This window comes from Amphibacillus sediminis NBRC 103570, from assembly GCF_001552275.1.
GTDB lineage: Bacteria > Bacillota > Bacilli > Bacillales > Amphibacillaceae > Amphibacillus_B > Amphibacillus_B sediminis.
Map to the genome: position 1 here is coordinate 87,912 of NZ_BCQW01000005.1, position 25,446 is coordinate 113,357.

General features: G+C 36.7%; 22 protein-coding genes. 7 read left to right on the forward strand and 15 right to left on the reverse strand.

Annotation, left to right across the window (positions count from 1 at the left end; translation table 11 throughout):
* Window positions 1-339: 339 nt before the first annotated feature.
* Window positions 340-1,365 carry a LacI family DNA-binding transcriptional regulator gene (locus ASE01S_RS05535; protein WP_067839568.1) on the forward strand — a complete coding sequence of 342 codons (1,026 nt, stop codon included), beginning with the start codon at window positions 340-342 and terminating at the stop codon, window positions 1,363-1,365.
* A gap of 164 nt (window positions 1,366-1,529) precedes the next feature.
* Here ASE01S_RS05535 and serC read toward each other — a convergent pair whose 3' ends face one another.
* Window positions 1,530-2,609: a 3-phosphoserine/phosphohydroxythreonine transaminase gene (gene serC / locus ASE01S_RS05540; protein ID WP_067839571.1), complete on the reverse strand. Its 1,080-nt coding sequence runs from the start codon at window positions 2,607-2,609 to the stop codon at window positions 1,530-1,532.
* A gap of 721 nt (window positions 2,610-3,330) precedes the next feature.
* Here serC and ASE01S_RS05545 point away from each other — a divergent pair.
* A complete protein-coding gene (locus tag ASE01S_RS05545; protein WP_067839574.1) occupies window positions 3,331-4,035 on the forward strand; it encodes an HAD family hydrolase in 705 nt (234 codons plus the stop codon).
* A 263-nt stretch (window positions 4,036-4,298) separates the two neighbouring features.
* Here ASE01S_RS05545 and ASE01S_RS05550 read toward each other — a convergent pair whose 3' ends face one another.
* The 4 genes from ASE01S_RS05550 to ASE01S_RS05560 all read right to left on the reverse strand — a co-directional run bounded on the left by ASE01S_RS05550 (window position 4,299) and on the right by ASE01S_RS05560 (window position 6,464).
* The gene (locus ASE01S_RS05550) at window positions 4,299-4,838 is read right to left on the reverse strand and encodes a GNAT family N-acetyltransferase (RefSeq protein ID WP_067839577.1); all 540 of its coding nucleotides are present in this window, start codon (window positions 4,836-4,838) and stop codon (window positions 4,299-4,301) included.
* Window positions 4,839-4,947: 109 nt separating this feature from the next.
* Window positions 4,948-5,181, reverse strand: a complete 234-nt coding sequence (locus ASE01S_RS16475) for a glycoside hydrolase family 2 protein (protein ID WP_169793089.1) — start codon at window positions 5,179-5,181, stop codon at window positions 4,948-4,950.
* 37 nt (window positions 5,182-5,218) lie between these two features.
* Window positions 5,219-5,509: a hypothetical protein gene (locus ASE01S_RS05555; RefSeq protein WP_067839580.1), complete on the reverse strand. Its 291-nt coding sequence runs from the start codon at window positions 5,507-5,509 to the stop codon at window positions 5,219-5,221.
* Window positions 5,510-5,735: 226 nt separating this feature from the next.
* Complete coding sequence (locus ASE01S_RS05560) at window positions 5,736-6,464, reverse strand: hypothetical protein (RefSeq protein ID WP_067839583.1); 729 nt, start codon at window positions 6,462-6,464, stop codon at window positions 5,736-5,738.
* 403 nt (window positions 6,465-6,867) lie between these two features.
* On the opposite strand from ASE01S_RS05560, the gene ASE01S_RS05565 reads away from it, so the two are divergent.
* Entirely contained in the window at window positions 6,868-7,311 is a 444-nt protein-coding gene (locus ASE01S_RS05565) for an RNA polymerase sigma factor (protein WP_373277933.1), read from the forward strand.
* Window positions 7,295-7,882: a zf-HC2 domain-containing protein gene (locus ASE01S_RS05570; RefSeq protein ID WP_067839586.1), complete on the forward strand. Its 588-nt coding sequence runs from the start codon at window positions 7,295-7,297 to the stop codon at window positions 7,880-7,882. The genes ASE01S_RS05565 and ASE01S_RS05570 overlap by 17 nt, the downstream gene beginning before the upstream one ends.
* Before the next feature lie 577 nt (window positions 7,883-8,459).
* Here ASE01S_RS05570 and ASE01S_RS05575 read toward each other — a convergent pair.
* Entirely contained in the window at window positions 8,460-10,967 is a 2,508-nt protein-coding gene (locus tag ASE01S_RS05575; protein ID WP_245630327.1) for a beta-mannosidase, read from the reverse strand.
* A 177-nt stretch (window positions 10,968-11,144) separates the two neighbouring features.
* Between ASE01S_RS05575 and ASE01S_RS05580 the strand changes: the two genes are divergently transcribed.
* Window positions 11,145-13,373 carry an alpha-galactosidase gene (locus tag ASE01S_RS05580; protein WP_067839593.1) on the forward strand — a complete coding sequence of 743 codons (2,229 nt, stop codon included), beginning with the start codon at window positions 11,145-11,147 and terminating at the stop codon, window positions 13,371-13,373.
* 291 nt (window positions 13,374-13,664) lie between these two features.
* On the opposite strand, the gene ASE01S_RS05585 is transcribed toward ASE01S_RS05580, so the two are convergent.
* The 9 genes from ASE01S_RS05585 to ASE01S_RS05625 form a co-directional block, all read right to left on the reverse strand.
* Entirely contained in the window at window positions 13,665-14,594 is a 930-nt protein-coding gene (locus ASE01S_RS05585) for a glycoside hydrolase family 113 (protein ID WP_067839595.1), read from the reverse strand.
* Between the two features lie 57 nt (window positions 14,595-14,651).
* Window positions 14,652-15,674 carry a glycoside hydrolase family 130 protein gene (locus ASE01S_RS05590; protein ID WP_067839598.1) on the reverse strand — a complete coding sequence of 341 codons (1,023 nt, stop codon included), beginning with the start codon at window positions 15,672-15,674 and terminating at the stop codon, window positions 14,652-14,654.
* Between the two features lie 30 nt (window positions 15,675-15,704).
* Window positions 15,705-16,538: a carbohydrate ABC transporter permease gene (locus ASE01S_RS05595; protein WP_067839602.1), complete on the reverse strand. Its 834-nt coding sequence runs from the start codon at window positions 16,536-16,538 to the stop codon at window positions 15,705-15,707.
* 2 nt (window positions 16,539-16,540) lie between these two features.
* Window positions 16,541-17,419, reverse strand: a complete 879-nt coding sequence (locus ASE01S_RS05600) for a carbohydrate ABC transporter permease (protein ID WP_067839605.1) — start codon at window positions 17,417-17,419, stop codon at window positions 16,541-16,543.
* A gap of 108 nt (window positions 17,420-17,527) precedes the next feature.
* On the reverse strand, window positions 17,528-18,856 hold the full coding sequence (locus ASE01S_RS05605) for an ABC transporter substrate-binding protein (protein WP_067839608.1): 1,329 nt from the start codon (window positions 18,854-18,856) through the stop codon (window positions 17,528-17,530).
* Window positions 18,857-19,173: 317 nt separating this feature from the next.
* Window positions 19,174-19,767 carry a hypothetical protein gene (locus ASE01S_RS05610; protein ID WP_067839611.1) on the reverse strand — a complete coding sequence of 198 codons (594 nt, stop codon included), beginning with the start codon at window positions 19,765-19,767 and terminating at the stop codon, window positions 19,174-19,176.
* A 50-nt stretch (window positions 19,768-19,817) separates the two neighbouring features.
* Window positions 19,818-20,837, reverse strand: a complete 1,020-nt coding sequence (locus tag ASE01S_RS05615) for a substrate-binding domain-containing protein (RefSeq protein WP_067839614.1) — start codon at window positions 20,835-20,837, stop codon at window positions 19,818-19,820.
* A 147-nt stretch (window positions 20,838-20,984) separates the two neighbouring features.
* Window positions 20,985-22,157, reverse strand: a complete 1,173-nt coding sequence (locus ASE01S_RS05620) for a glycoside hydrolase family 130 protein (RefSeq protein ID WP_067839618.1) — start codon at window positions 22,155-22,157, stop codon at window positions 20,985-20,987.
* Window positions 22,154-23,323, reverse strand: coding sequence for an AGE family epimerase/isomerase (locus tag ASE01S_RS05625; RefSeq protein WP_067839621.1), 1,170 nt, complete (start codon window positions 23,321-23,323; stop codon window positions 22,154-22,156). Before ASE01S_RS05625 ends, ASE01S_RS05620 begins: the two co-directional genes overlap by 4 nt.
* 453 nt (window positions 23,324-23,776) lie before the next feature.
* Here ASE01S_RS05625 and ASE01S_RS05630 point away from each other — a divergent pair, with 453 nt between their 5' ends.
* Together ASE01S_RS05630 and celB are read left to right on the forward strand one after the other, a co-directional pair.
* Entirely contained in the window at window positions 23,777-24,085 is a 309-nt protein-coding gene (locus tag ASE01S_RS05630) for a PTS sugar transporter subunit IIB (protein ID WP_067839625.1), read from the forward strand.
* Between the two features lie 50 nt (window positions 24,086-24,135).
* On the forward strand, window positions 24,136-25,419 hold the full coding sequence (celB, locus tag ASE01S_RS05635) for a PTS cellobiose transporter subunit IIC (RefSeq protein WP_067839628.1): 1,284 nt from the start codon (window positions 24,136-24,138) through the stop codon (window positions 25,417-25,419).
* Window positions 25,420-25,446: the final 27 nt, after the last annotated feature.

Sequence of the window (25,446 nt, forward strand, 5' to 3'; positions counted from 1 at the left end):
ATAAAATTAACTCGACTATTTTAAATTAAAGCGACATCCTATATAATAAAAATTAATGATTTATTTACATTCACAAACGCTTGCATAAACTGAAACTTCGTTCAGTGGGGATTTCGACGCATAGGATGTGCTCGTGCAGACATTGCGCTACGTCGCGAACTTAGTCAGCTTCCTCTCCCCCACTGAACGTTAGTTGAACCAATCGGGCCGTTACTGGCTGTTGGATCTCCCACCTAGAAATGACGTGTTCCCTTATTTTTTGAACTGGGAGTCTTAAGCCAGTTACACTGCGATAAATAACTTATTTTAATCAAAAACAGACAAGAGGATGAAGTAAAGATGGCCGTTACGATAAAAGATGTCGCAAAAAAGGCAAATGTTGCCCCTTCAACTGTATCAAGAGTAATTGCTGATAGCCCACGCATTAGTTTGAACACGAAAAAACGTGTTAGAAAAGCGATGAAAGAGCTAGGTTACCACCCGAATGTTAATGCTCGAAATCTTGCTGTCCGTTCTACACAAGCAATTGGAGTTATTATGCCATCATCTGCTGAAACGGCATTACAAAACCCATTTTTTCCTGAGGTTTTACGTGGGATCGGAAGCATTGCCCATGAAACCGAGTATTCATTATATGTATCAACCGGGGGTGACGATGAACAGCTATTTGATGAAGTAAAGCGGATGGTTTATGGCCATCGAGTTGATGGTATTATCTTACTCTATTCTCGAGTGAACGATCCAATCATGGATTTCCTTGTTGAAGAAAATTTCCCTTTTGTGGTGGTTGGTAAACCTTACAAAAATGAAAGTCAGATCACCTACGTCGATAACGATAATATTGAAGCAAGCCGTGAGTTAACGAATCATCTTATATCTTTTGGCCACCAACATATTGCCTTTATTGGTGGAACGACTGATTTGATGGTAACTAAGGATCGTTTGCTCGGCTATCAATCTGCTCTATCAGAGGTTGGCATTGAAGTTTGTCAAGACTACATTGTTCATGACCAATTTCTACGATCGAGCGGAAAGAAAGCAGTTGAACAATTATTCGCACTTAAAAAAACACCTACTGCTATGGTCATTGCAGATGATATGATGAGTTTGGGTGTTATTAATATGCTTGAGACATTGGGATTAGATTGTCCGGATGATGTTTCAATCACAAGCTTTAATAATCTCTATTTATCAGAAATTACCCGACCACCTTTAACGACGGTCGATATTCAGATTTATAAATTGGGAATTCAAAGCGCTAAATGCTTAATAGAACAACTCAAGACAAAGGACGACGAGCCTGCTAGACGGGTTATTGTGCCATATGCGATCAAGTTTCGTCAATCCACTCGTAAACTTGACTAATTACTGTTAATTTGGCGGTAACACCCATTTACGTCATGATAATCAAATGCCCCTCGGTGTATTTGCGCAATACCATTAGCTTAAAAAATGCCATCTGTTTATCGCTTAAACAAAAAAGAGCACAGTCACGTCTAATCAATAGACTTTCTATGCTCTTTAACTATTTAGCTATGCTTTCGCTCAAATTGCTGAATAAATTCAACTAATGCTTCAACACCCTCATATGGCATGGCATTATAAATACTTGCCCGCATACCTCCAACAGAACGATGCCCTTTTAACGTTTCCAACCCTTGAAGCTGTGCCTCTTTAATAAAGGCAGCTTCCAACTCCTGATTGTTATCAATCGTTTTAAAAGGAATATTCATGATCGACCGATATTTAGGATCGATAGGTGCTTCAAATAGCTTTGAGTGATCGAGTGTTTGATAGAGTAATTCAGCTTTTTGACGATTTATTTTTTCAATTTCGCTCAAGCCCCCTAAATCTAACAACCATTCAAATACGAGCTTGGCCATATAGATAGCAAAGGTTGGCGGTGTATTGTAAAGTGAAGCTTTATCTGCATGAGTCTTATAATCTAGCATCGTTGGAACTGTCTCTGACGTGTGCCCTAGTAAATCTTCTCTAATAATGACGACTGTTAAACCAGCAGGGCCAATATTCTTCTGTGCACCTGCATAGATAAGACCAAACTTAGTAACATCTAAAGGTGTAGATAATAGATTAGAAGATGCATCTGCAACTAATGGAATTGAACCTGTATCCGGTAGATCATGAAAAGCAGTTCCTTCAATTGTATTATTCGTGGTGATGTGAACATAATCCGCTTCTGGGTCAAACATATCTTGTGATAATTCAGGAATCTGGTTGTTGCTAGTCTGCCCAACAATTCGAACCTGACCAAATTTCTCTGCTTCTTTGAACGCTTTCTGAGACCATGATCCTGTAATGACATAATCTGCTTTTTGATGTTTGATCATTAAGTTCATTGGCACCATAGCAAATTGCTGTGAAGCTCCTCCTTGCAAAAACAAAACCCGATATTGATTCGGGATGGATAAAAGCTCTCTTAATCTTGCTTCAGCATCAGCTATAATTTGAGCAAATAAATTAGACCGATGACTTAATTCCATCACTGACATTCCTGAGCCATTGTAGCTAAGTAATTCCGATTGAGCTTTTGCCAATACGTCCTTTGGTAATGCTGATGGACCAGCTGAAAAGTTATATACTGTCTTCACCTTATCACACACCTACTTTGTTAGATTTTCTGACAAACAATATCATAAGACATACGATTAAAAAGGCACGTGAGCTTTTTTAATCAAATCAAATTCGCCTTGGTGTATTTGCGCCCAGGTTTTATCGAGCGTAGCTCGATATATTTCCCCTGAAACTTTGTGGCATCCGCCGGAGATTTTAACTTTATTCAGCCGGGGTTTCGACCCTGAATACAAATAGGCATTCAGCTCACCACTTATAGAAGGGGGAGTCTTCTGCTGCATGAAGTTAAATCAACAGAACTTTGGTTGTTAATGACGAATATTAATTGTGAATAGTTTATCAATATTCGGATTATTTTTCAAGGTGAATATTCTTAAAATTTTTACAACTTAAAATAAAGTGAAACTTCGTTCAGTGGGGGCGACACATCGGAGGTGCTCGTGCAGACGTTGCGACACGACGTCGCGAACTTAGTCAGCTTTCTCTCTCACCAACTGAACGTTAGTTGAACCAATCGGGCCGTTACTGAATGTTGGATCTCCCATTTAGACATGGCGTGTTCCCTTATTTCTTTGAAGTGGGAGTCTTACAAAAGCCCTTCGACGGGGCGAGTAATCGCAGCCCCAGCCAGTTATACTGCGATATATTTTGCCACTACCTTTCACTCTAATATATTATGTAATTACATGTTATGATAAATGAAACAAGATAAATAAAGAAAGGTAATGAGCAAAGATAATGAATACGATAATTTTCGATCTCGATGATACACTATATGATCAGATACGCCCTTTTAAAGAAGCCTTCTATACGGTTATATCTTCATCACTACCGGATCAATTAGTCAATCAAATTTATTTAGCTAGTCGCCACTATAGCGATGAAGTCTTTGAGCAAGAACAACAAGGTATTATTTCTACATTAGATTTACAAATTTACCGAATAACTGCAGCTTGTAAGGAATTTGGTCTATCCATTTCAGCTGATCAAGCCATCGCCTTTCAAAACGCCTATCAATCTAATCAGAGGCAGATTAAGCTTTTCCTAGAAATCAACCAGCTCCTTGATCAGCTTACTCAAAAAAAAGTCCAATTGGCAGTCCTGACCAACGGGAACACAGATCATCAAAAAATGAAATTTGAACAACTTGGCTTGTCAAAGTGGATAAAAGCTGAGTATTGTTTTATTTCTGGGGCAATTGGAACAGCCAAACCCACTATCGGTCCATTTCGGTATATCGAACAGTGCATGCCTATCGATCGAGAAAGCACTTGGTATGTCGGTGACACTTATCAAAATGATGTGGTTGGTGCAAAGCAGGCAGGTTGGAAAGCCATTTGGTTTAACCATAGACGAAGAGAGCAGCCGAAATCATCTTTTAAACCGGATCGAACCGTGACAAGCGCCAAAGCACTCTTAGACTACCTAACCCATATAACTTAACCATTTTAGCTTTCACATTTAGTTATTGATAATTCAGCAACACACTGTGAGTAAGTTAAAGTCTGATGATAGTTCTTTAGTCAAATGGAGTGTTGTGAATGGACAAACCACTTCATTTGACAAAGAACCGTGTATAAACAATCAATTAAGCCTTGGCTTATCTGCACCCCAGATTTTATCGAGTTTCACTCGATAACTTTTCGCTGAAAACCTATGCATCCGCTTAAATGTACATACTCCATCTTCTCAATTATGCTCGTGCTTTAGTACTTTAAGGCACACCATTCATGGTCCAGCAGGCTCATTTCACACAAGTCAAAATATTGCCCATTCATTTTTCTGGCTTCTCTAAATAAGGCCTCCATTTGAAAGCCAGCCTTTTCATAACAGCTTATCGCGGCACGATTAAAGTCAAAAACTCGCAGACTAGCTCGATGCATGCCCCATTGATCAAAAATAAGCTGACAAGCTGCATGGATGATTTGCCGTCCGTAGCCTTTTCCACGATCACTCTGCTCACCGACTAAAACACGCGTTATCTGGGCACTGCCATGATCCTGATCTCGCCCACTTATTTGTAAATGCCCAATGACACGCCTTGAGTTCGAATCAATAACGCGATATATAAATCGGTTTCCATCAGGGCGATTTGCCCCATCTAAATATTTTTCTAATTGCTCCTTCGTCAATGGGTATTCAAATTCATGACCAGCCCATTGAAACAGAAACCGCTCAGACAAATCATTGTTCCAATCGATTAAAGTTTGAAAATCTACTTCGGTAAAAAACTCTAATATAACCATTCAATCACCACCAAGGCTTGATTTGTTTCACAAAATACTTGCTCTAACTGAACAAGGCAAGCTACCTCCTTATCTCAAAATAGCTTGCCCCTATTATACTATAAGAAGATCAGATCATTTCAAACATAGATTGACCATATACCTTAATCATCTTGTGATCAGTTGCGAAGCGTGGGAAGAACTGTACAGTTTTCACTTCGTTTGCTAGTAAATCAAAATAATTATCACTAAAGTAGCCTGCCATATTTGTTTCTAAGTAAATATTTTTTGCAAACGCATTAGCTCTTACCTCAAAGGTAAAAGGTCGATCTGTTGGGGTAACTGTGATCTTAAACTCTCCAATTAATTAACGTAACGACAAGATGAAGAAATCTATAATTCTATTTATTTTTCCAGATTTGCAATTTGTTTTTTTTACCTAATAAATATATTTTTTTTATCTTTTTATTTGTATTATCAAAATGAATATAGATATTGCTACTGTGCTTCCGAAATAGTGATATTCCTCCAATAATTTTTACTAATAAAATGTCATTCTTAATAGTTAATTTATATTTTTTAAAGTAATTAAACCCATCTCTAAATTCTGCTTTTATTACAATACTATTATTTGTAGTATTTAAACTAGTAATAATTATACTATTTGGATCTATAACTTTATTTAAAAACATATAGTTCTCCTCTACTATTTTAAGTAAAAGCTACGCTACTTTTACATCCTCTATTCATAAAGTTTATTAGATAATGGTAAATTTAAAAGTAGAGATTAGCTCATCTAGAACTAATTAATCTCTTGTCTATGCACTTCAGCTTGTTATCTTACTTTTTAATTACTCGGATCTAATATGTAAAACTAAATGACTATAAAAGTATTGAATTCATAAAAAAGCAAATAGTTTATTTATATTTTTTACTAAGTGTAGTATTACTTTTTCCATTAGCATAGCGTACTGGATAATGAAAAGGCATCGATGCATTTGTTTTATAGCCACTCTTACTTTTTATTGAATTTACCAGTTTTTTAGGCGTAGCTGGTGTACCAGAACTTAGCTTAGTAGAGGAAACCCCATTCCATAATTTCACTGCGAAATTAGCACAATTATTAGTTAGACTCCATTTATCATTATTGGTAATAAAATTATTAACAGTATTTAACTGGTTTTGTGTTAAACTCATTGTTAAAGAAACTCTTCCTCTATATGAAGATGAATTCTTCGACTGAAAATAGCTCTCTAGATTATAAAATATACCTTTCTTCGTCTTCCCACTATTGTTTAGTTTATTTCCAAAAGTACCTACAGAAACCGTTTTATTACGTTCAATCCCCGTTACCTTACCAACTCTTATTTTTGTATTATTGGTATTAATATTTTTTATTGTTACCCAAGAATGCCCAGAGTAATTGCTACTAGAACTTTGGGAAGAACTTGCTACAGAAAAAATAGTTAATTGAGCTACATAAGGATTATTTGGAATCTCAAATAATCGGACTAGTTTTTCTTCATCATCTAAATTAACATCATTATTAGCTGGTGATTCAGTAGATTCCGCACCAATAATTGTTATAGATGAAAAAGATAGAAAAAAAACGAGGAAGAAAGAGAATAAAATTTTTGTTAGTTTCACTAAAATAACCTCCTATAATTTAAAAAAATCCCGATTTTGCATTTATTGGTAGTTATATTACTAGTTCGACTAAAATTATCAAAATCCTTTTAGCTAATATATAAAATATGTATATTTATAACATTTTTTTATTTAACAGGAAAAAATTAAGGAAAATGTGTTTTAAATTTGGAATCAAGTTATAATTGTAATTGATTACATTGTACAAAATTGTAATATCTAAGTATAAACATGATCATAAATATAATGAATACCATAATCACAAATACGAAAGGAAGCAATAAAAAAATTCCCTTAAATTTGTAACGTATATAAATATTTTCGGATATATAGAGTGGAAGGAGGAGGAATTTTGGTCGATGATATGTACAAAACCCATGTTAATACTGTTTTCAAATATTTAATGTGTCTTACTAATAACGTTGATTTATCTGAAGAGTTAACACAAGAGACGTTTTTTCAAGCTGTTAAGTCAATTCACCGTTTTAATGGAGAATGTAAAATATCAGTATGGCTTTGTCAAATAGCTAAGCATTCATATTACAAATATTTAGAAAAAAATAAAAAATACAAACATGAAAAAATTGATGTCATATTTGACAGTACGGATAACACCACTCCTGAGACGGAATATATTAATCAAGAGAACAAAATCAGTATATTCCATAAGATTCATCTACTTGATGAACCTTATAAAGAAGTCATATTATTAAGAGTTTTGGGCGGGTTAAGTTTTAAAGAAATTGGTGAGATACAAGGAAAGAACGAAAATTGGGCAAGAGTTATCTTTTATCGTGCAAAAAAAAAGATTAAGGAGGAAAAATATTATAATGAAGCAGAATTGTAAAATTATTTTGGACTTAATGCCTTCGTATATTGAAGGTATTTTAACTAAGGAAAGTCAGAAACTAGTAGAAGAGCATATCCAATCATGTCAGTCATGTAGAGAGGTATTAGCTAGTATGGAAACTGACTTATCACTAAAAGATGAACAAGAAAGAATTATTAGACTAACATCTAAAAAGCCATATAAAAAAATTAAAAATAGATTTCTATTACTTCTGTTTTCTTCAATCTTAATTTTAATAACTGTTGTATTTGGCGGCTATTTTTATATAACAAGAGCTACCTATAATGAGGTTAGTGTAGTTATTCATAATGTGGAAATTGACCAAACTTCAGCCTATATAGAAGGTTCATCTATTAATAGCAGTCCAGGATTTAGTCATTTTGAATATTTTTTAGAAGATGGAATTTTGTATATTGAATTAAAATATACTCGTCTCACCGGTTCTAAAAGTAGTTCGGGCGACTTTGAGTTAGAAATTAATGAGGACTTTTCACTTTTGAATAAAATCTTCCTAAAGGGTGAAACAGAAGGACAATATATGCTAATTTGGAATCGGGATGATGAATAAGTTCAAAAATTAGAATACTTTATACTGTATATAGAGATAGTCCTAGATTAATTGTAAGCGATTTAACCTGGGATAGAGGTTGGGAGAAATGATCATTATATTTGCACTTTAGCGCAGTGTAACTGGCTGGGGCTGCGATTACTCGCCCCATCGAAGGGCTTTTGTAAGACTCCCATTTCAAGAAGTAAGGGAACACGTTATGTCTAAGTGGTAGATCCAACAGCCAGTAACGGCCGGATTGGTTCAACTAACGTTCAGTAGGGGAGAGAGGATGCTGACTTAGTTCGAGACGTCGTGTCGCAACGTCTGCACGAGCACATCCTATGCGTCGAAACCCCCGATGAACGAAGTTTCACTTTATTAATAGATATCCAATACGCCTTGGCGTATCTACGTCCAGATTTTTTCGAGTTTCACTCGTAATTTCAGTTGATAATCTACTTCGGTAAAAAACTCTAATATAACCATTCAATCACCACCAAGGCTTGATTTGTTTCACAAAATACTTGCTCTAACTGAACAAGGCAAGCTACCTCCTTATCTCAAAATAGCTTGCCCCTATTATACTATAAGAAGATCAGATCATTTCAAACATAGATTGACCATATACCTTAATCATCTTGTGATCAGTTGCGAAGCGTGGGAAGAACTGTACAGTTTTCACTTCGTTTGCTAGTAAATCAAAATAATTATCACTAAAGTAGCCTGCCATATTTGTTTCTAAGTAAATATTTTTTGCAAACGCATTAGCTTTTACCTCAAAGGTAAAAGGTCGATCTGTTGGGGTAACTGTGATCTTAACAGGTGGAAGCTGTAATTCTTTAGTTGGTACAAAATAATGCAACTTATGATCGACAGCAACATCGTCAATGATTAAATCCGCACTAAACACAAGTGTTGTTAAGTCTCGATCTCCGATTAAAGCATGTTTATCAAATTCACTAACAAGCATACTTGTATCTGCTGGTATATCAAGCTTTAGTTCCTTTCGCCATAAAGTCACTCCACTAAAATCCTGTAACGAAACAGATAAATAGCCACTTTGCTCCATACGTTTGTCAGAGATAGCATATAGATATAACTGATCATCTTGTGCTACAAAGGAAAGGATGGTTTCCTGATAGCTTTTTTTGACAAAATAATGGAGGGCTTTCCATCGACCATAGTAATCTATACTTGACCATGAAGCAACTGGCCAACAATCATTCATCTGCCAGTATAATGTCCCCATACAATAAGGCTTACTTCGTCTATGTGCTTCGATCGCAGCTTTAATGCCCTCAGCCTGTAATAGTTGACTCATGTATAAGAAAGAGGGAAAATCTTTGGGTTCAGGCAAATACATATCCATGTAAGCCTTGATCAAGCGGTTCCCCGCTCCATTCTTTTGATGATGAAGCATCGTATCCGATTCAATCGCAAAGTCAGCCTCTTCAGCAAAGCTACGCACCGTTTTTAACTCTGGAAATGATTGAAAGCCATATTCACTCATAAAGCGACCCACATGGGTATGGTAATCTTCAAATGGCTTTTTACCATGCCAAACATCCCAGTAATGAACATCACCTTGACCACTAACCTTTACAGCATGCTGGCGATGATCATCGGTTAGATCAGCCAGCGGAGAAGAAGGCCAGTACGGTTCATTCGGGGCATAGCAGGCTACGACACGAGCTAAAATGTCGTGGAATATCCTTCGGTAGTCAGCCCAAAGCTTCTCCCTTGTTTCTTGATCGTAGTCTTGCTTCCAACCCCAACCAGCATCCTCAATATAATGAGCCCATGCAGAATCAATTTCGTTATTGCCACACCATAGCACAATGGATGGATGACGGCGAAGTCGCTTGATAGCATCGATAGCCTCTTGTTCAATATTAGCTAAAAAATCAGAATCGCCTGGATACAGACTACACGCAAACATAAAGTCCTGCCAAACTAGAATTCCATGTTCATCACAAAGACGATAAAATGATTCGGACTCATAGATTCCTCCTCCCCAAACACGCAACATATTCATATTCGCGGCAAGAGCACTTTTTATTTCGTATTGATACCGTTCGTCTGTAACTTCTGTAATAAAGCTATCATTCGGAATATGATTGGCACCTTTCGCAAATAACGGCTGGTCATTCAACTCAAAGTAAAACGTATTGCCTTGTTGATCTTGATCACGCACTAGTCGAATCTTCCGCAAACCAACCGTGATTGAATCTTCATTTATAATGGTTTCATCCTGTTTTAATCGTGCACTAAACTGGTATAAATACGGTTTGCCCATAGTATGACACCACCATAAACGAGGCTGCTCAATGACCAAGTCAAGGTTAACTTTATTTAATCCTTTAACTAACTTAACTTCCTTTCCCCAAAATTGATTATCTGCTTCAATTTCTAAAACACCTTGCCAAGCTTGATTTGCCTCAATCTCGACCAATGCTACCAATTCAGCTCTTTCTGGCGAAATAAACTGCTGATTTATATAAAAATCGGATAGCTTAGGCTCAGACCATCCAACTAATTGCACTTCTTTCCAAATACCAGATGTGACGAAACGCGGTCCCCAGTCCCAGCCATAATGATAAGGTGCCTTCCGCGCAAAAACGCTAACTTTTTTATCACCTAGTCCTCCCAATTCAGAATCATCATTTGAAGCAGGTAAAGGATAACCTAATGCTTCGAGTTTTGGTAAATCTTCTTGTATAGGCGAGCGAAAATGGACCCTAATATGGTTAGCTCCTTCATGGAGAAAGGGTTTAATATCCTTTCGCCATTGCCTAAACATATTATTCGCTTCAATGACACTTGAGCCATTGACATATACCGTTGCATAAGTATCAAGACCCTGAAATATTATCTCAACTTGATCATGTTCTAGCATTTCTCTCTCGATAAAAACAGTTGTTTGATACTCCCAATCGACTTTATCAATCCATTGTAACTGCTTCTCGTTTGTCCCACTAAATGGATCAGGAATCATTTTATTAGCACGTAAATCAGTATGAACAGAGCTTGGGACATTGGCTTCTAGCCAGTCACCCTTTTTATATTGCCTATACTGCCAATCTGTTAAAACTTTCTGATTCATTTCTATTTGCTCCTCTCTCCTTATCGCTATTTATAGATCTTGTTTGGCAAGACAGTAGACAAAATCTACTTTTTTTACCTCTTCTTTATTCAGTTAATCAAGAAGTATAGCGTTTACAAAAATATTGTGTTACAATAATCCAAAGCTTATCGATAACTTTATTTATGAGGTGATTATATGACAATTTATATAAATAATGCAAGTCAAGAATTCCATTTGCAAAATGAAACAATCAGTTATGTTTTCCGTGTACTTGAAAAAAGTAAGCAGCTTGAGCATTTATATTACGGAAAACGGATTACCCATCGCGACTCATTCAAGCATTTAATCGAACGAGAAGTTAGACCATCCTGCAACATGTTTGAAGGTGATCACACCTCATCACTTGAACACATAAAGCAAGAGTATCCAAGCTATGGAACAACGGATTTCCGCTACCCAGCTCATATTTTGGTCAAGGATGATGGCAGTTATATCACTAACTTTCAATTTGAAAGCTATCAAACGTTTAAAGGTAAGCGGGAATTACCCGGAATGCCTGCGACTTATGTGGAAACTGAAGACGAAGCCGAAACACTTGTGATTACCCTAAGAGATCAGCACTTAAATGTCCGTTTATTACTGAGTTATACACTATACACCAATCGACCGGTTTTAACACGGCATAGTCAATTTATTAACGACTCTGCTGAAAGTTATCAGATCAATCAGGCGATGAGCATGAGTCTTGACTTTCCTGATGAACAGTTTGAAATGATTCAACTTAACGGAGCATGGGCTCGTGAAATGCAAATTGAAACGAGGCGATTAACGAAAGGCACGCAAGCGATATCAAGTACAAGAGGAGCGAGCAGCCATGTCCATAACCCCTTCTTAGCTTTAAAACGGCCAGAGACTACTGAGTATAGTGGTCATGTTTATGGCTTTAGCTTAGTTTATAGTGGGAATTTTCTGGCTCAAGTTGAAGTAGATCCTTATCACGTAAGTCGCGTTACGGTTGGGATAAACCCGTTTAGATTCTCTTGGAAGCTAGCACCTAGCGAGCGTTTTCAAACACCGGAGTGTGTGATGGTCTTTTCCGATCAAGGTTTGAACGGGATGAGCCAGGCTTTTCATAGCTTATATCGTGATCGACTTGTACGAGGCTACTGGCGCGATCAAACCCGTCCTATTTTAATCAATAATTGGGAGGCTACTTATTTTGACTTTACCGAAGCCAAAGTTATTGAAATTGCTAAAACCGCTAAAGAATTAGGAATAGAACTGTTCGTTCTTGATGATGGTTGGTTCGGCGAACGACATGACGACTCTTCCTCGCTTGGTGATTGGTTTGTCAATCATGACAAGCTCCCAAATGGAATTACAGGGTTGTCTAAAAAGATAGAAGCACTCGGCTTAAAATTCGGTTTATGGTTTGAACCAGAAATGGTCAGCAGGGGAACAAAGCTTTTTACCGATCATCCCGATTGGATTATCGCTACCCCAGACCGAACACCTTCCCACGGACGAAATCAATATGTGTTAGATTTCTCTCGCGAAGAAGTAGTCGATTACATTTTTAAGTTGATGGATGATATCATAAGCCAATCTAGTATTTCTTATATTAAATGGGACATGAACCGTTATATTACTGAGGCCTATTCAAATGCACTACCAGCCGACCAACAAGGAGAGTTAATGCATCGATATATCCTTGGGGTTTATCAATTATATCAACGTTTAATCGAGAAATATCCAAAAATCCTATTTGAATCTTGTGCTGGTGGTGGAGCAAGGTTTGACCCCGGCATGCTTTACTATGCTCCACAAACATGGACAAGTGATGATACAGATGCTGTTGAACGATTAAAAATTCAATATGGGACATCACTCGTCTATCCGTTAAGCGCAATTGGCAGCCACGTTTCCGCTGTACCAAACCATCAGGTGGGGCGAATGACATCGATTGATACGAGGGCAAATGTTGCTTATTTTGGTACGTTTGGTTATGAGCTAGATCTTACGACATTAACTGATCTAGAAAAAGAAAAAGTTAAAGCTCAAACAACTTTCTACAAAGCAAAACGTGAACTAATTAGAAATGGTTACTTTTATCGACTTCAAAGCCCATTCATCGCAAATGAATCCGCTTGGATGGTTGTATCTAAGGATCGACGTGAAGCAATTGTTGGCTATTATCAAGTATTAGCCCAACCAAATGAGGGCTATAAACGAATTAAATTAACCGGACTTAATTATGATCAACTCTACGTGATAGAGGGGACTGATAAGACCTATTATGGAGATGAGCTTATGCACATTGGTATAATCTTAGCGGAAGATTTTACTGACCGCGCAGATGAATTTTGGGGGCGTGAGCATCAAGGTGATTATCAATCTAAGCTTTTTATCCTAAAGGCGATTTAGGCCAACACTAATATTCTCTAACAAGCTAAGACAGCAACAAGCTAACTCATTTCAGAGGACAAGTAGATATGGTAGTTATCCTATATTTAAAATCTTATCCTTTAGCTCGTTAAATTCCTGTTTATTGAATAAACTTAAAAAGCGTGATCCTCAATGAATCTATTGTGAGAATCACGCTTTGCTTTATTCCAAATATATCCAGATACAACAGCGTAAAAAGTAAGCAACTTAAGCCTGTAATTCTATTGCATACGAATGTCCAAGATAAACGGTACGTTCCTAAGGATATAATTAACGTGATTGGTAGAATGCTTTAATAATGGCCTCTGACGGTTTGCCATATACACCGTATCCACTATCACTCAATACTTGTTCTTCCTCATATAAATGGGTTGCCCAATCCCAAAGCCCGAAACCTTTAACCCATTCTCTTCTTGCTGTTTTGTCAAACATAGTTTGATAGTACGCTGCTTGCTCATCAACATTTACTTCCCCAACTAATCCCCAATCATTCGGCACCTTCCCCGAACCAGTACGACTAGGACAACCTGCTTCAGCAAAGAAAAAGGGTTTATTATATTGTTTTATAGTTGCTTCAATCCGATCAAGCTGTCGGTCCCAGTCATTGATCGGATAATAACCACTTGAGGAAATAACATCAACCGCATCCCACCACGCTACATTTGCTTCCTGATATTTGTCTGCATTATAAGTAATTGGGCCTGAATAGATTTTTCGCACTTGCGTAATAAGGTGTCGCCATTGCTGCTCTTTTCGTTCTGTTTGAACCATTTCGCAGCCGATGATATACATAGCGCACCCTGTTTTTTCTGCTATTGCTGCGTAATGAAGCTGATAGTCAGTATAGTTTGCAAACCAATCCGACCACTTCGGCTCACATGGGACATCATAATCAAAGAAATTAATATGCGCCCTCCACGTCCCATCACTACAGTTAACCGTAGGTTTTAGAATAACCTTTAAATCAAGTGACTTGGCATATTCGATCATTTCAATTAATTCATCATCCGCTACCATATGTAATCCTGTATAATCAATTTTCGTTGAATGAGCAGTTGCCTGTAAAGCTGCCAAAGCAATAATGACATATTCACTACCTGTTCTTTCTTTCATTAACTGTAAACTTTCTTTGGCACGAGCCAGTTTAAAGTCACCTCGTTGACTATCCCAGCCAAAAGTAAATCCTTTTATAAAATTCATAGGAGCATCACCCCTCTTCTTGTAATACTAGAAGATAAATCCTAGTCTATCATCTATTCACATCTTGCCAATTTCTTTATCATCCGCCACATCTTCATGATTCATTTTGACAAATTTAATGATTTCATCTACCGTGGTATAGGCTAAACATACTTTCGTGTCAGCTGCACCATAGTAAATAGCTATCTTACCTGATTCGGCATCATGCAAGGTAGCACAAGGAAAGATAACATTATCTACGAAACCGGTCGTTTCATAGCTTTCTTCTGGTGTCAGGACAAAGTTTTTCGAGCGGTACTTCACCTTAGACGGCTCTTCTAAATCTAAAATCACTGCTCCCATACTATAAACAAAGCCATTACAGGTCCCTGTGACACCATGATAAAACATTAACCACCCTTCAGTGGTTTCGATTGGAGCAGGGCCACCACCAATTTTCACATTTTGCCACCAGCCATTTCCACCTTTAGCCATGACACGTCGATGCTTACCCCAATAAACAAGGTCAGGACTTTCACTTAAGAAAATATCACCAAAAGGAGTATGGCCACTATCACTTGGACGTGACAGCATAACATAGTTTCCATTGATTTTTCTCGGAAATAAAACGCCATTACGATTAAAAGGTAAGAATGGATTTTCTAGTCGAACAAAGTGCTTAAAGTCCTTTGTTTTGGCTAAACCAATCGATGCACCATAGAAATCGGTACACCAAATAATATAAAAGGTATCTTCAATTTTTATTAAACGAGGATCATAAGCGTAATTTGGCTGAAATGAATTTCCAGACTCATCAACAAAGTTAATTTTTGCCTCATCTATTCGCCAATCTAATCCATTATCACTATACCCTAAATGTAAATGCGGCCGACCATCAGTCGTTTCAGCGCGAAAAACACCAATAAATTGATTCTGATATGCGACAACCGCACTGTTAAATATTCTCGATATCCCGTTCGCTGGATTACGATCAATAATTGGGTTATTTTGGTGACGCCATACTGGCCCATGGTAATCAGCAGTCTTCTCCTCCCAAGGTATATAAGCGATGTTATCTGAAACAATCTTGATGTTAGACATATAAAAAGTCCTCCTTCTGACACTGTATATTTACTTAACTGAGCCGTTTGTTAATCCGTTATAAATGTATTTTTGTAAAAAGATAAAGGCAATTAAAGTTGGAATGATCGCTATCATCACGCCTGCTGTGATCACTTCCCATTGTGCGCCAAAAGGCCCCTGGAATTTAAAAAGTGATGTCGAAATAACTTGTAATTCTGTTTTTGGCATATAAAGGAAAGGTGTATAAAAGTCATTATATACGTTCACCCCTTTAATGATAAAAACGGTAACAATAGCCGGTTTTAGTAATGGCAAAACAATCTTTCGATAAATGGTAAAGTACGAAGCACCATCTAACATTGCCGACTCATCTAACGAGATCGAAATTGAATCCATGAATTGCAGAAAAATATAAACAGCAATAATATCTGTTCCTAAATAAAGAATGACAGCAGCCCATATTGTATTAAATAGCCCTAACCCATGGACAATCTGAAATGTTGCGACTTGTGTTGTCACACCCGGTATTAATGTTGCTAGCAAGAATGCACCTAGAATATACTTACTTCCTTTAAATTTAAATCTATGCAAAACGAAAGCAACCATTGAACCAATTAACGTTGTTCCAATTACCGAAATAATCAGGATAATCACCGTATTTCTAAAACCGACTAACATATTGCCCTCCGCAAATGCTCGTCGATAATTCTCAAAATTAGTCCACTCACTTGGTGGTGTTAGCGGTCCAGTTGTCGTATACTCAGCACCCGTTTTAAAGGAAGCAAAGAAAATCGCAACGATTGGAATAATCGCAATAAATGCACCAAATAGGAGGGAAGCATATTTTAATGTCACACCTAACATTCGTTTAGTTTGATACATCGTTAATCATCCTCACTGAAAAATTTGCGCTGAATACCTGTTACAATCACAACAATAAAAAGGAGCACAACCGCCATTGCAGAACCTAAACCAATCTTTCCATATTTAAATGCTGTGTTTACCGTTTGAATCACGAAGGTAGAGCTTCCATTTGCGCCCCCTGTCATAATAAATGGTATTTCAAAGGCGCTAAGCGCACCACTTACTGCCAAGATCAAATTTAAAGAAATGATAATTCTAATACTTGGAAAAATAATGTATCTAAACTGATGCCACCGATTTGCACCATCAATTTCAGAAGCTTCATAAATTTCACCTGGAATAGATGAAATCGCACCTAAAAAGATAATAAAGTTAAACCCCATATATCTCCATACCGAAACACCCGCAAGAGAATAATTAATGACATCCGGATTGCCAAGCCATTGGGTAATCAGTGATTCTAGTCCCAAAAATGTTAAAACAGTATCTAGTGTACCTCCCCCTCTAAAGAAGAAGAGAAACATAAAACCTATCGCAACTCCATTTAACAAATACGGAAAAAATAAGACACCTTTAAAGAAATTTTTAAATTTTACCTCAAAACTTAGAATCGTTGCAAAATAAAGTGCGATAGCCAATTGAATAAAAGTTGCAAAAAAGTAATACAAACTTACTCTAAAAACATGAAAATACTCTGGATTTGTAAATATCGTTACATAGTTATCAAAACCAACAAAATTCTTATCACTGTATCCATTCCAATCGGTAAAGCTATACCAAAACATATTTGCCACTGGTAAGAAAGCAAAGGTGAATAGTAGCAATAATGGTATGATTAAGAAGGCAAAAATAATAATCTTTTTTTGGGTTGGATAAGAAAAGTTTGAAAGCTTGAACACGAACTGCACCTCCTAGAAAACGCTCTTAATCTAGCAACCTCTAAATGGGAAAAGAAAGTGCTAAAAACAGCACCTCCTCATCCATATTTGCTTAAGATAACAACATTCCTACTCAACTATACTGTTATAGGCCTCTTCCCAGCGTTCGTTCCAATCATTCATAACATCATCATAGTTCATATCGCGATTACCTATCGCTGCTTCAACAAGAATTTGTTTGTTGTCTTCTAACCAAAGGCCAACTTCTGCTTCTTTATCTATTTGATCTAATAAACCTTCTTTTCCTTCAGGTGAAGGCGTCAACATCGCAAATTGAGCACCTGCGGCCTCTGCCTCTTGTAAAGCTGTTGGAAGTGGTACATCTACTGATGCACTAATACCGCCCGCTTGCTCAACGGCATAGCCAGACTCATGAATAAACCAATCTACCCACGCAAAAGCCGCTTCTTTATTCTGGCTATATTTACTTACTGAAATATTCATATCAGCACCTAAAGAAAAAATGGTATCTTCGGCATTAGTCGGGAATGCCATGATCGCAATATCGTCAGCGTTAGGACCTGCGTCTTGAATTTGCTCAAGTGCCCATGACCCTAATACCATTGCTCCAATTTCACCATTATTCATCATAACCTTTGAAGACTCCCAATCAGTTGTTAATGGATCGTCTTCAATTAAGCCTTGTTCAACTAAATCATACATTAGTTTATAATGCTCATAATGAGGATCACCCGGATCAAATGGACGCGGATCGTCTAACATATCAACATTGTAATAATCAACATTACCTGCCGTAGTCGTTATAGCACCTTCCCATTGCGCCAATGGCCACGCATCTCCATAGTTTGTATAGAGAGGAATCGCATCTGTATTATCTTTAATTTTTTGCATTGCTTCGATAAATTGGTCAGGTGTTATTGGTAATTCCCCAATACCTGCTTCTTCAAAAACAGCTTTGTTATAAATAACCCCTGTATAGGTAAGGGCAATCGGAATACCATAAACGGTTTGATCCACAGCCCGCTCTTCAACACCTAAATACTTTTCTTTCATATCATCAAGCGATCCCATCGGTTCAAAAAAGTTAGGAATATCTTCTATAGGCACTTGAATCGGTAAATATTGAACATCACCATAATCTTGTGTATTAATACGTGGCATAATTTCGCCACCATAATCAGACAATGCCTCAAAGTTAACATTAACATTAGGATAAATTGACTCAAATTCAGCTTTATAATCCTGATATACCGAATCGACAATATCCGTTCTATGAGTTATAACCGTTAAATCCCCCTCGATCTCTTCAGGATCTAAATCCTTCCAACTTTCAGAAGCTAAGCGCTCTTCAGTTTCATTATCACCCAAAGTACCATCATCAGATCCACATGCAGCCATCATTACTAAAAAGGGAATACTTACAATTAAAGTCATCATTTTTTTAGCATTATTAAACCGCCTTTCTATACACTTATATTATCAGCTTATTAAGTTATCGCTAAGCTAATAAATTAATTTTATAGTGAAAGCGATTACAAGTCAATATATATTTAAAACAATATTGTGACATTCGGATTAGCTCTTCTATTATTATTAAATCATATTTAGCAAAATTTACTATTAATCCAGCATTTTATTACTTAGTTTTATCAAAAATAACTTTAATTTATAACTTTACCAATACGTAGTAATTAACATCCTATTTTTTAAAAAGATACTAAGCTAGCAACTAGCTTAATTCTTTATTCAAATAGTTATTTATGATCAGGAAGCGTGATAGAGCGAGATACTTTTTCCACAATCATCACATAACCTACTGGGAATAAAACAATAAAAAGAATTAAATTGTAGTATGCAAGTATAGCAAAACTAAGATACGCCATCCACAATAATAGAGTGGATCCAAATCGTTTTATCGTCATAGTAAATCCTAGTGCAAATGCTATCTTTATATTTATTGTTTTTTTCGCCATAAAAAACATGGCATAGCTAAATGTGGTTGAAATTAGTAGCAAAAAATAAATAAGCAAACCTGCTACAAGCCAACCGTGTCCTCCCTTTATCGTAAAAAAAAACATACTACTAGCCACTATATAACTTAACGACACCAAAAAAGAGCTCAATCGATATCGGTTAAAGTGGATAAAATTCTGGTCAAACACTTCCTTTACTTCATATTCATCAATTTCACCAGCTGATTGTATATACATATATGTCATTATTAAAGCAACTGTCGCAGGGACTACTCCATATATGAGTCCGCTTTTTATCAGACCGCGCCAGTATTCAAGACTAAGCAAAAGGTATTTATGTAACACTAAAATAAATGAAGAGAATTTTGATCCCAATTAACTCTCACCCCCAACTTTGTCATTCAACTATGGAAAAGACAAGGTCATTAATGACCTTGTCTTATATCACTTACAGAATCACGTTTTATAATCCTACCTTTAACAGATGTTCGACCATTTGGTTTATTTTTACCTTGAACTTTTTTAATCATTAACTTGACGGCTTGGGTTACCATTTCTTCTATGTCTACTTCAACAGTGGTTAGCTGTGGATCGGTGATCGTTGCATAGATGTCATTATCAAACCCAACTACAGCACAGTCTTTAGGAACGTTATAACCTAGACGCTTAAGTTTATTTACTAGATTATGAGCCACTTGGTCACAATTACATACAAAGGCAGTAGGCATTTGTTCAGGCAATTCAATCTCAATAAATTTTCCCTTATCATCACGATCATTTATAATATATGACTGATTAAGTACAATGTGGTGCTCTAAGAGCGACTTATAGTAGCCCAAAAAACGATCTTGAATACTGCTAGTTGAATAGAGATTTCCGACATAGGCAATATTCCGATGCCCTTTACTAACGAGGTAGTTAGTTATATCGTAAGCACCATAAAAATTATCAGTAATAATTGAATCGATTTCATCGTGTTCATCATAAAAATCGAGAAATACTTTAGGCATATCTATTTCCTTGATAACATTAATATAATCACTGCTTATTTGGCCAAGAAAAATAAAACCATCCACTTTGTTTTCAAAATAGATACGAGGTAAATTTAAAGCGTCTTCATCTTCGTTTGACAAAATATTCATAATGCCATAATAGCCGTAATTTTCTAAAGTAGTTGTAATATATTGGTATGCTCTAAAATAAAAGGATTGAGAGATACCACCTGAAAAACGTTCTGGAATAATAATACCAATATTATATGAAAGACCATGCTTCATTGACTTGGCAACAGTGTTATAGCGATAACCCATCTCATCTGCAAGTTGCTTAATCTTTTCTTTTAAGGCTTCACTTACACCTTCTTTGTCATTTAAAGCTTTTGAAACCGTCACACTACTTACCCCAAGTCGCTCTGCTATATCTTTCATTGTTACATTACTTTTCACTATTCGCACTTCCAATCCTTTACGCTAATTGAACATATAATCACCAAACTAAGCTATCGTTTACTTTAATAAACGATCGTAGTCCAATACTATCAAAACAAACCTGAATTCGCAACATTCGAGCAAGGAAAGAATGCGAATAATAGACTATTTTAGCAGCTGTTCATTTTGCTCAATTAACCTTTTACGCTGAGCAGCATTATCCAATGATCTAAAGCCATCTTCCGGTGTTTTAAATGTATAGTCGATTAGCTTGGCAATTGTAGTTGTTGCAACATGAATACGTGTATCACTTGATGCATAATAAATATACACTTGATTTTTTTCATTAACAACAGCACCATTACAGAAAATAACATTAGATACATCCCCAACCCGTTCGTCATCATATGGAGCAATAAAGTGACCTCCTGGTCTAGCAATGACCTTGGTTGGATCTTCTAAGCTGGTTGCTAATGTATAAAGGACATAACGCAAACCTGCCGCTGTATTTCTCACACCGTGAGCAATATGAATCCAACCTTTTTCCGTTTTAATAGGGGCTGGCCCTTGGCCATTTTTCACTTCATATATAGTATGATAGCGTCGTTCATGGATCACCTTCTCTTCTTGAATGACAGCTGATTCAATGTTGTCGCAAAGTCCAAACGCAATTCCGCCACCTGTCCCCGTAGAAATAAAACCATCTTGCGGACGGGTATAAAATGCATATTTACCATTAATAAATTCTGGATGCAAAACGACGTTCCGTTGTTGAGGTGATGGTGTTGTAATATTAGGCAATCGCTCCCATATTTTCATATCTTTTGTCCGCACGAGACCCGCTTGCGCAATGGCACTAGATGTATCGGATTCAGGAACACTTGGATCCTTACTCTCAGAGCAATAAATACCGTAAATATAACCATCCTCATGCTTGACTAAACGCATATCATAGCAATTGGTTTCATTCTGATCAGTGTCATCCCAAGTCAAAGGTGTACCAACAAAACGAAATTGATCGATACCCGTGTGACTTTCCGCAATTGCAAAAATTGATTTACGATCCAAGCCTTCTAATCGAACAACTAAATAGTATTTTCCATCTAAGTAGATCGCACCCGGATTAAAGGTTGCATTAACCCCTAAACGTTCCATAAAGAAAGGGTTGGTTTGCTCATTTAAATCAAAGCGCCAATGAATCGGTACATGATGGCGCGTTAAAACTGGATATAAATACCGATCATAGACACCATTATAAAATTGCTGATCTTGTTTGTTCCTTCTTTGCAATAGCTCCTCTTGACGTTCTCTCAATGTAAAATACGCTTTATGAATCATATCAAATTCATCCTTTCAATGATCTCTAAGCAAAAACGGCTATTATGATACGACGCTTTCCAAGGCTCGACGATATTCCGTACAGTCGGACTTCCATCTTCCTCAATCGACCAATACCACTCACCTTTAGGACGTGGATCACATATATTATTTTTAGTGTACTGCCAAAGCTGATTCACTAAGTCAAGAAATCGCTGATCACCAGTCCGTTGATAAGCATTATAAAAGCCAACCATTGCTTCAGCTTGAACCCACCAGACTCTTGTATAATCTTTTTTACCATCTTCCTCCTCATTTATTAAAGAGCCATCTGTTTGAATAGCATAATCTGCAATATTATAGGCAATATCAACAATCATTTTTTGGTAAGATTCATCTTTTATCTTTAAGGTACGTAACGCCTCATCCAATAACCACGATGCTTCAATATCATGACCAAAGGATTTTAATTCAATTAAACTTCGCCATCCCTGGTCAAAAAAAACACCAAGAAAACGGCTATCTTGTTGATATATTTTTTGATAATGAATTTTCAATAGCACTTCTAGCCTGTTAGCTAGTTCTTTATTCGGGTATGCTTTGTAGAGATTAGTATAGGCCTCCAAAATGTGAATATGTGTATTCATAGTTATATGTGCGATAACCCCATTCTCACTTAACATTTCGTTTGCTGACTCCTGCCACTCGCGATTAAATTCCTCTTTATAAGCTTGATTATTCTGATCAAAGCCGACCGATTCAATTAAATCGTAAAGCGACAGTGCTAGCTCTAATACCTCACTGTTTTGCGTGATACGATAATATTCGCTTAAACCATACAGCGCAAAGGCTTGGGCATAAATATGCTTTCGTGTATCTTTCGGTTCTCCTTTATAGTTAAGGAGCCAGTATATCCCTTTGTATTCGTGATCAATAAGCTTATCTTTAAAAAATTGATACAAATGATTTGCCATCTCAAGATATTCTCTTCGTTGTAAGACACGGTAAGCAGCAGAAAATGTCCACAAAAAGCGCGCAGTTGCAATTCCTCCTTTATCAGCTTGTTGGTTAATATTCAAATCAAAGTCAACCTCACCATACAGTCCACCATACGTCTCATCTTTTAAATTAAGCCAAAATGGTAAGATACGTTCAGTCAGTTCGCCCATCACTTCATCCTTCAGCATGCTGTAACCACCTTATTAATTTATCGATAACTTTATAATTGTATATTATATAAACTAAATATATATGTCAATGGAAAGCGGATTCATTTTAGTGTTATTGTCCTGTGAAATTGGCTTAATTACAATTAAAAGTTTATAACTTTTATGTTAGCCACTACTCAAAGGTTAAAAGGTATAACATAAAAACAGCCCCATCAAATTCTAATCGTTTCTTAATCTATGAAGATATAAGTTTAATTTTAGGTAAAATGCCTAATATTTTTTCACTCAACTAAGAGATGAATGTTCTGTGATATATAATCAGAACATTTACCTGACCTAGGTGCTGCTTTTTCATGCGTGGCTCATTTCCGTTTTAAAACGGAAAAACTACACATGGTAATGGAAGCGCTTCTACCATAGAATGATGAATGTAAAGGGTTACTCTATATTAAAGATAAAGGAGACGACGACATGAAACGAATATTATTAGCTTGCTCAGCAGGAATGTCTACTAGCTTACTTGTTTCAAAAATGGAAGAAGCAGCGAAAGCAAAAGGCATCGATGCAGAAATTTGGGCAGTAGCACAAGATAAAGCACCTGAAGAGATGAAGCGCGCTGATGTCCTACTCATTGGACCACAAATGCGCTTTATGAAGAAAAAATTTGCTGTTACAGCTGAAGAGGTCGGTATTCCACTCGATGTTATTGATCCAGTTGCTTATGGAAGAATAGACGGTCAAGCTGTTCTTGATAAGGCTTTAAAGCTTATAGGAGACTAGTTGTTATTAAACTGATCACATGGTCAGTTATATAAAAAGGAGGAAAACAAATGAATAAATTTATGGACACGTTAGAAAATGTGCTCATGCCAGTTGCAGATAAGTTAAATAACAACCGTTATTTAACGGCATTGCGTAATGGATTTATGGTTGCCTTACCGCTAATCATTTTTGGTTCGATTTTTGTTGTTATTGCTAACTTACCCTTTATAGAAGATTGGATCGGGGAGGATGCCTACTCACTATTTCAAGATACATTAGGACCCGCTTCAGCTGCAACGTTAAGTATAATGGGCTTATTTGTAATTATAGGTATAGGTTATAAAATGGTTGAACAGCGAGGTGGCGAATCTATCTATGGTGGAGTTGTAGCAATTGGTGCCTTCCTTGTTCTTACTCCACAAATTGTTGAAGAAACTACTGGCGTAATCCCAACTTCTGTTTTAGGCGCACAAGGTATGTTCCTTGGGATATTCACTGCATTTATATCAGCGGAACTGTACCAATTCTTCACGAGCAAAAACCTTACAATAAAAATGCCAGCTGGTGTTCCAGATGCCGTTTCTCGTTCATTTAGTGCACTTATTCCAATTACTTTTACTTTAACAATTTTCTTAGTAATTAGAATTATCTTTAGCTATACGCCTTACGACACAGTACAAAATTTCATTTACACGGTTATTCAAGAGCCTTTAACCGTACTTGGAAGTGGACTTCCAGCAACAATTGTAGCTGTTCTTTTAATCCAAATTTTTTGGTTCTTTGGACTACATGGTCAAATTATTATTAACTCAGTACTTGATCCAATCTGGTTCTCACTTAATGATCAAAACCTTGCTGCCTATCAAGCAGGAGAAGAAGTTTTACCTAATATTGTAACAAAGCAGTTTATTGATACGTTTATTGTTGGTATCGGTGGTTCTGGGATGACTTTGGCAGTTTTAATTGCTATTTTTGTCGTAGCGAAAAGCAGACAATCACGGGAGCTTGGTAAGCTTGGGATTGGTTCCGGAATTTTCAATGTTAATGAGCCTGTCATTTTTGGTTTACCAATTATTATGAATCCTTTGGTTATTATCCCTTGGCTACTTGCACCCGTCGTGGTTGCTATTGTTACCTATTTCTGCATGTACATTGGTTTTGTCCCTAGACCATCTGGTGTAATAGTATACTGGACAACGCCTGCCTTAATTAGTGGCTATTTAGCTACTGGAAACAATATAATGGGTAGTGTGATGCAATTAATTAATATGGCAATTGTATTTACAATTTGGGTTCCATTTATCAAGATAATGGATAATCAGTACTACAAAAACGAACAAAAAGCAGCTTAAATATTACTAAACCAATCATACGTATTT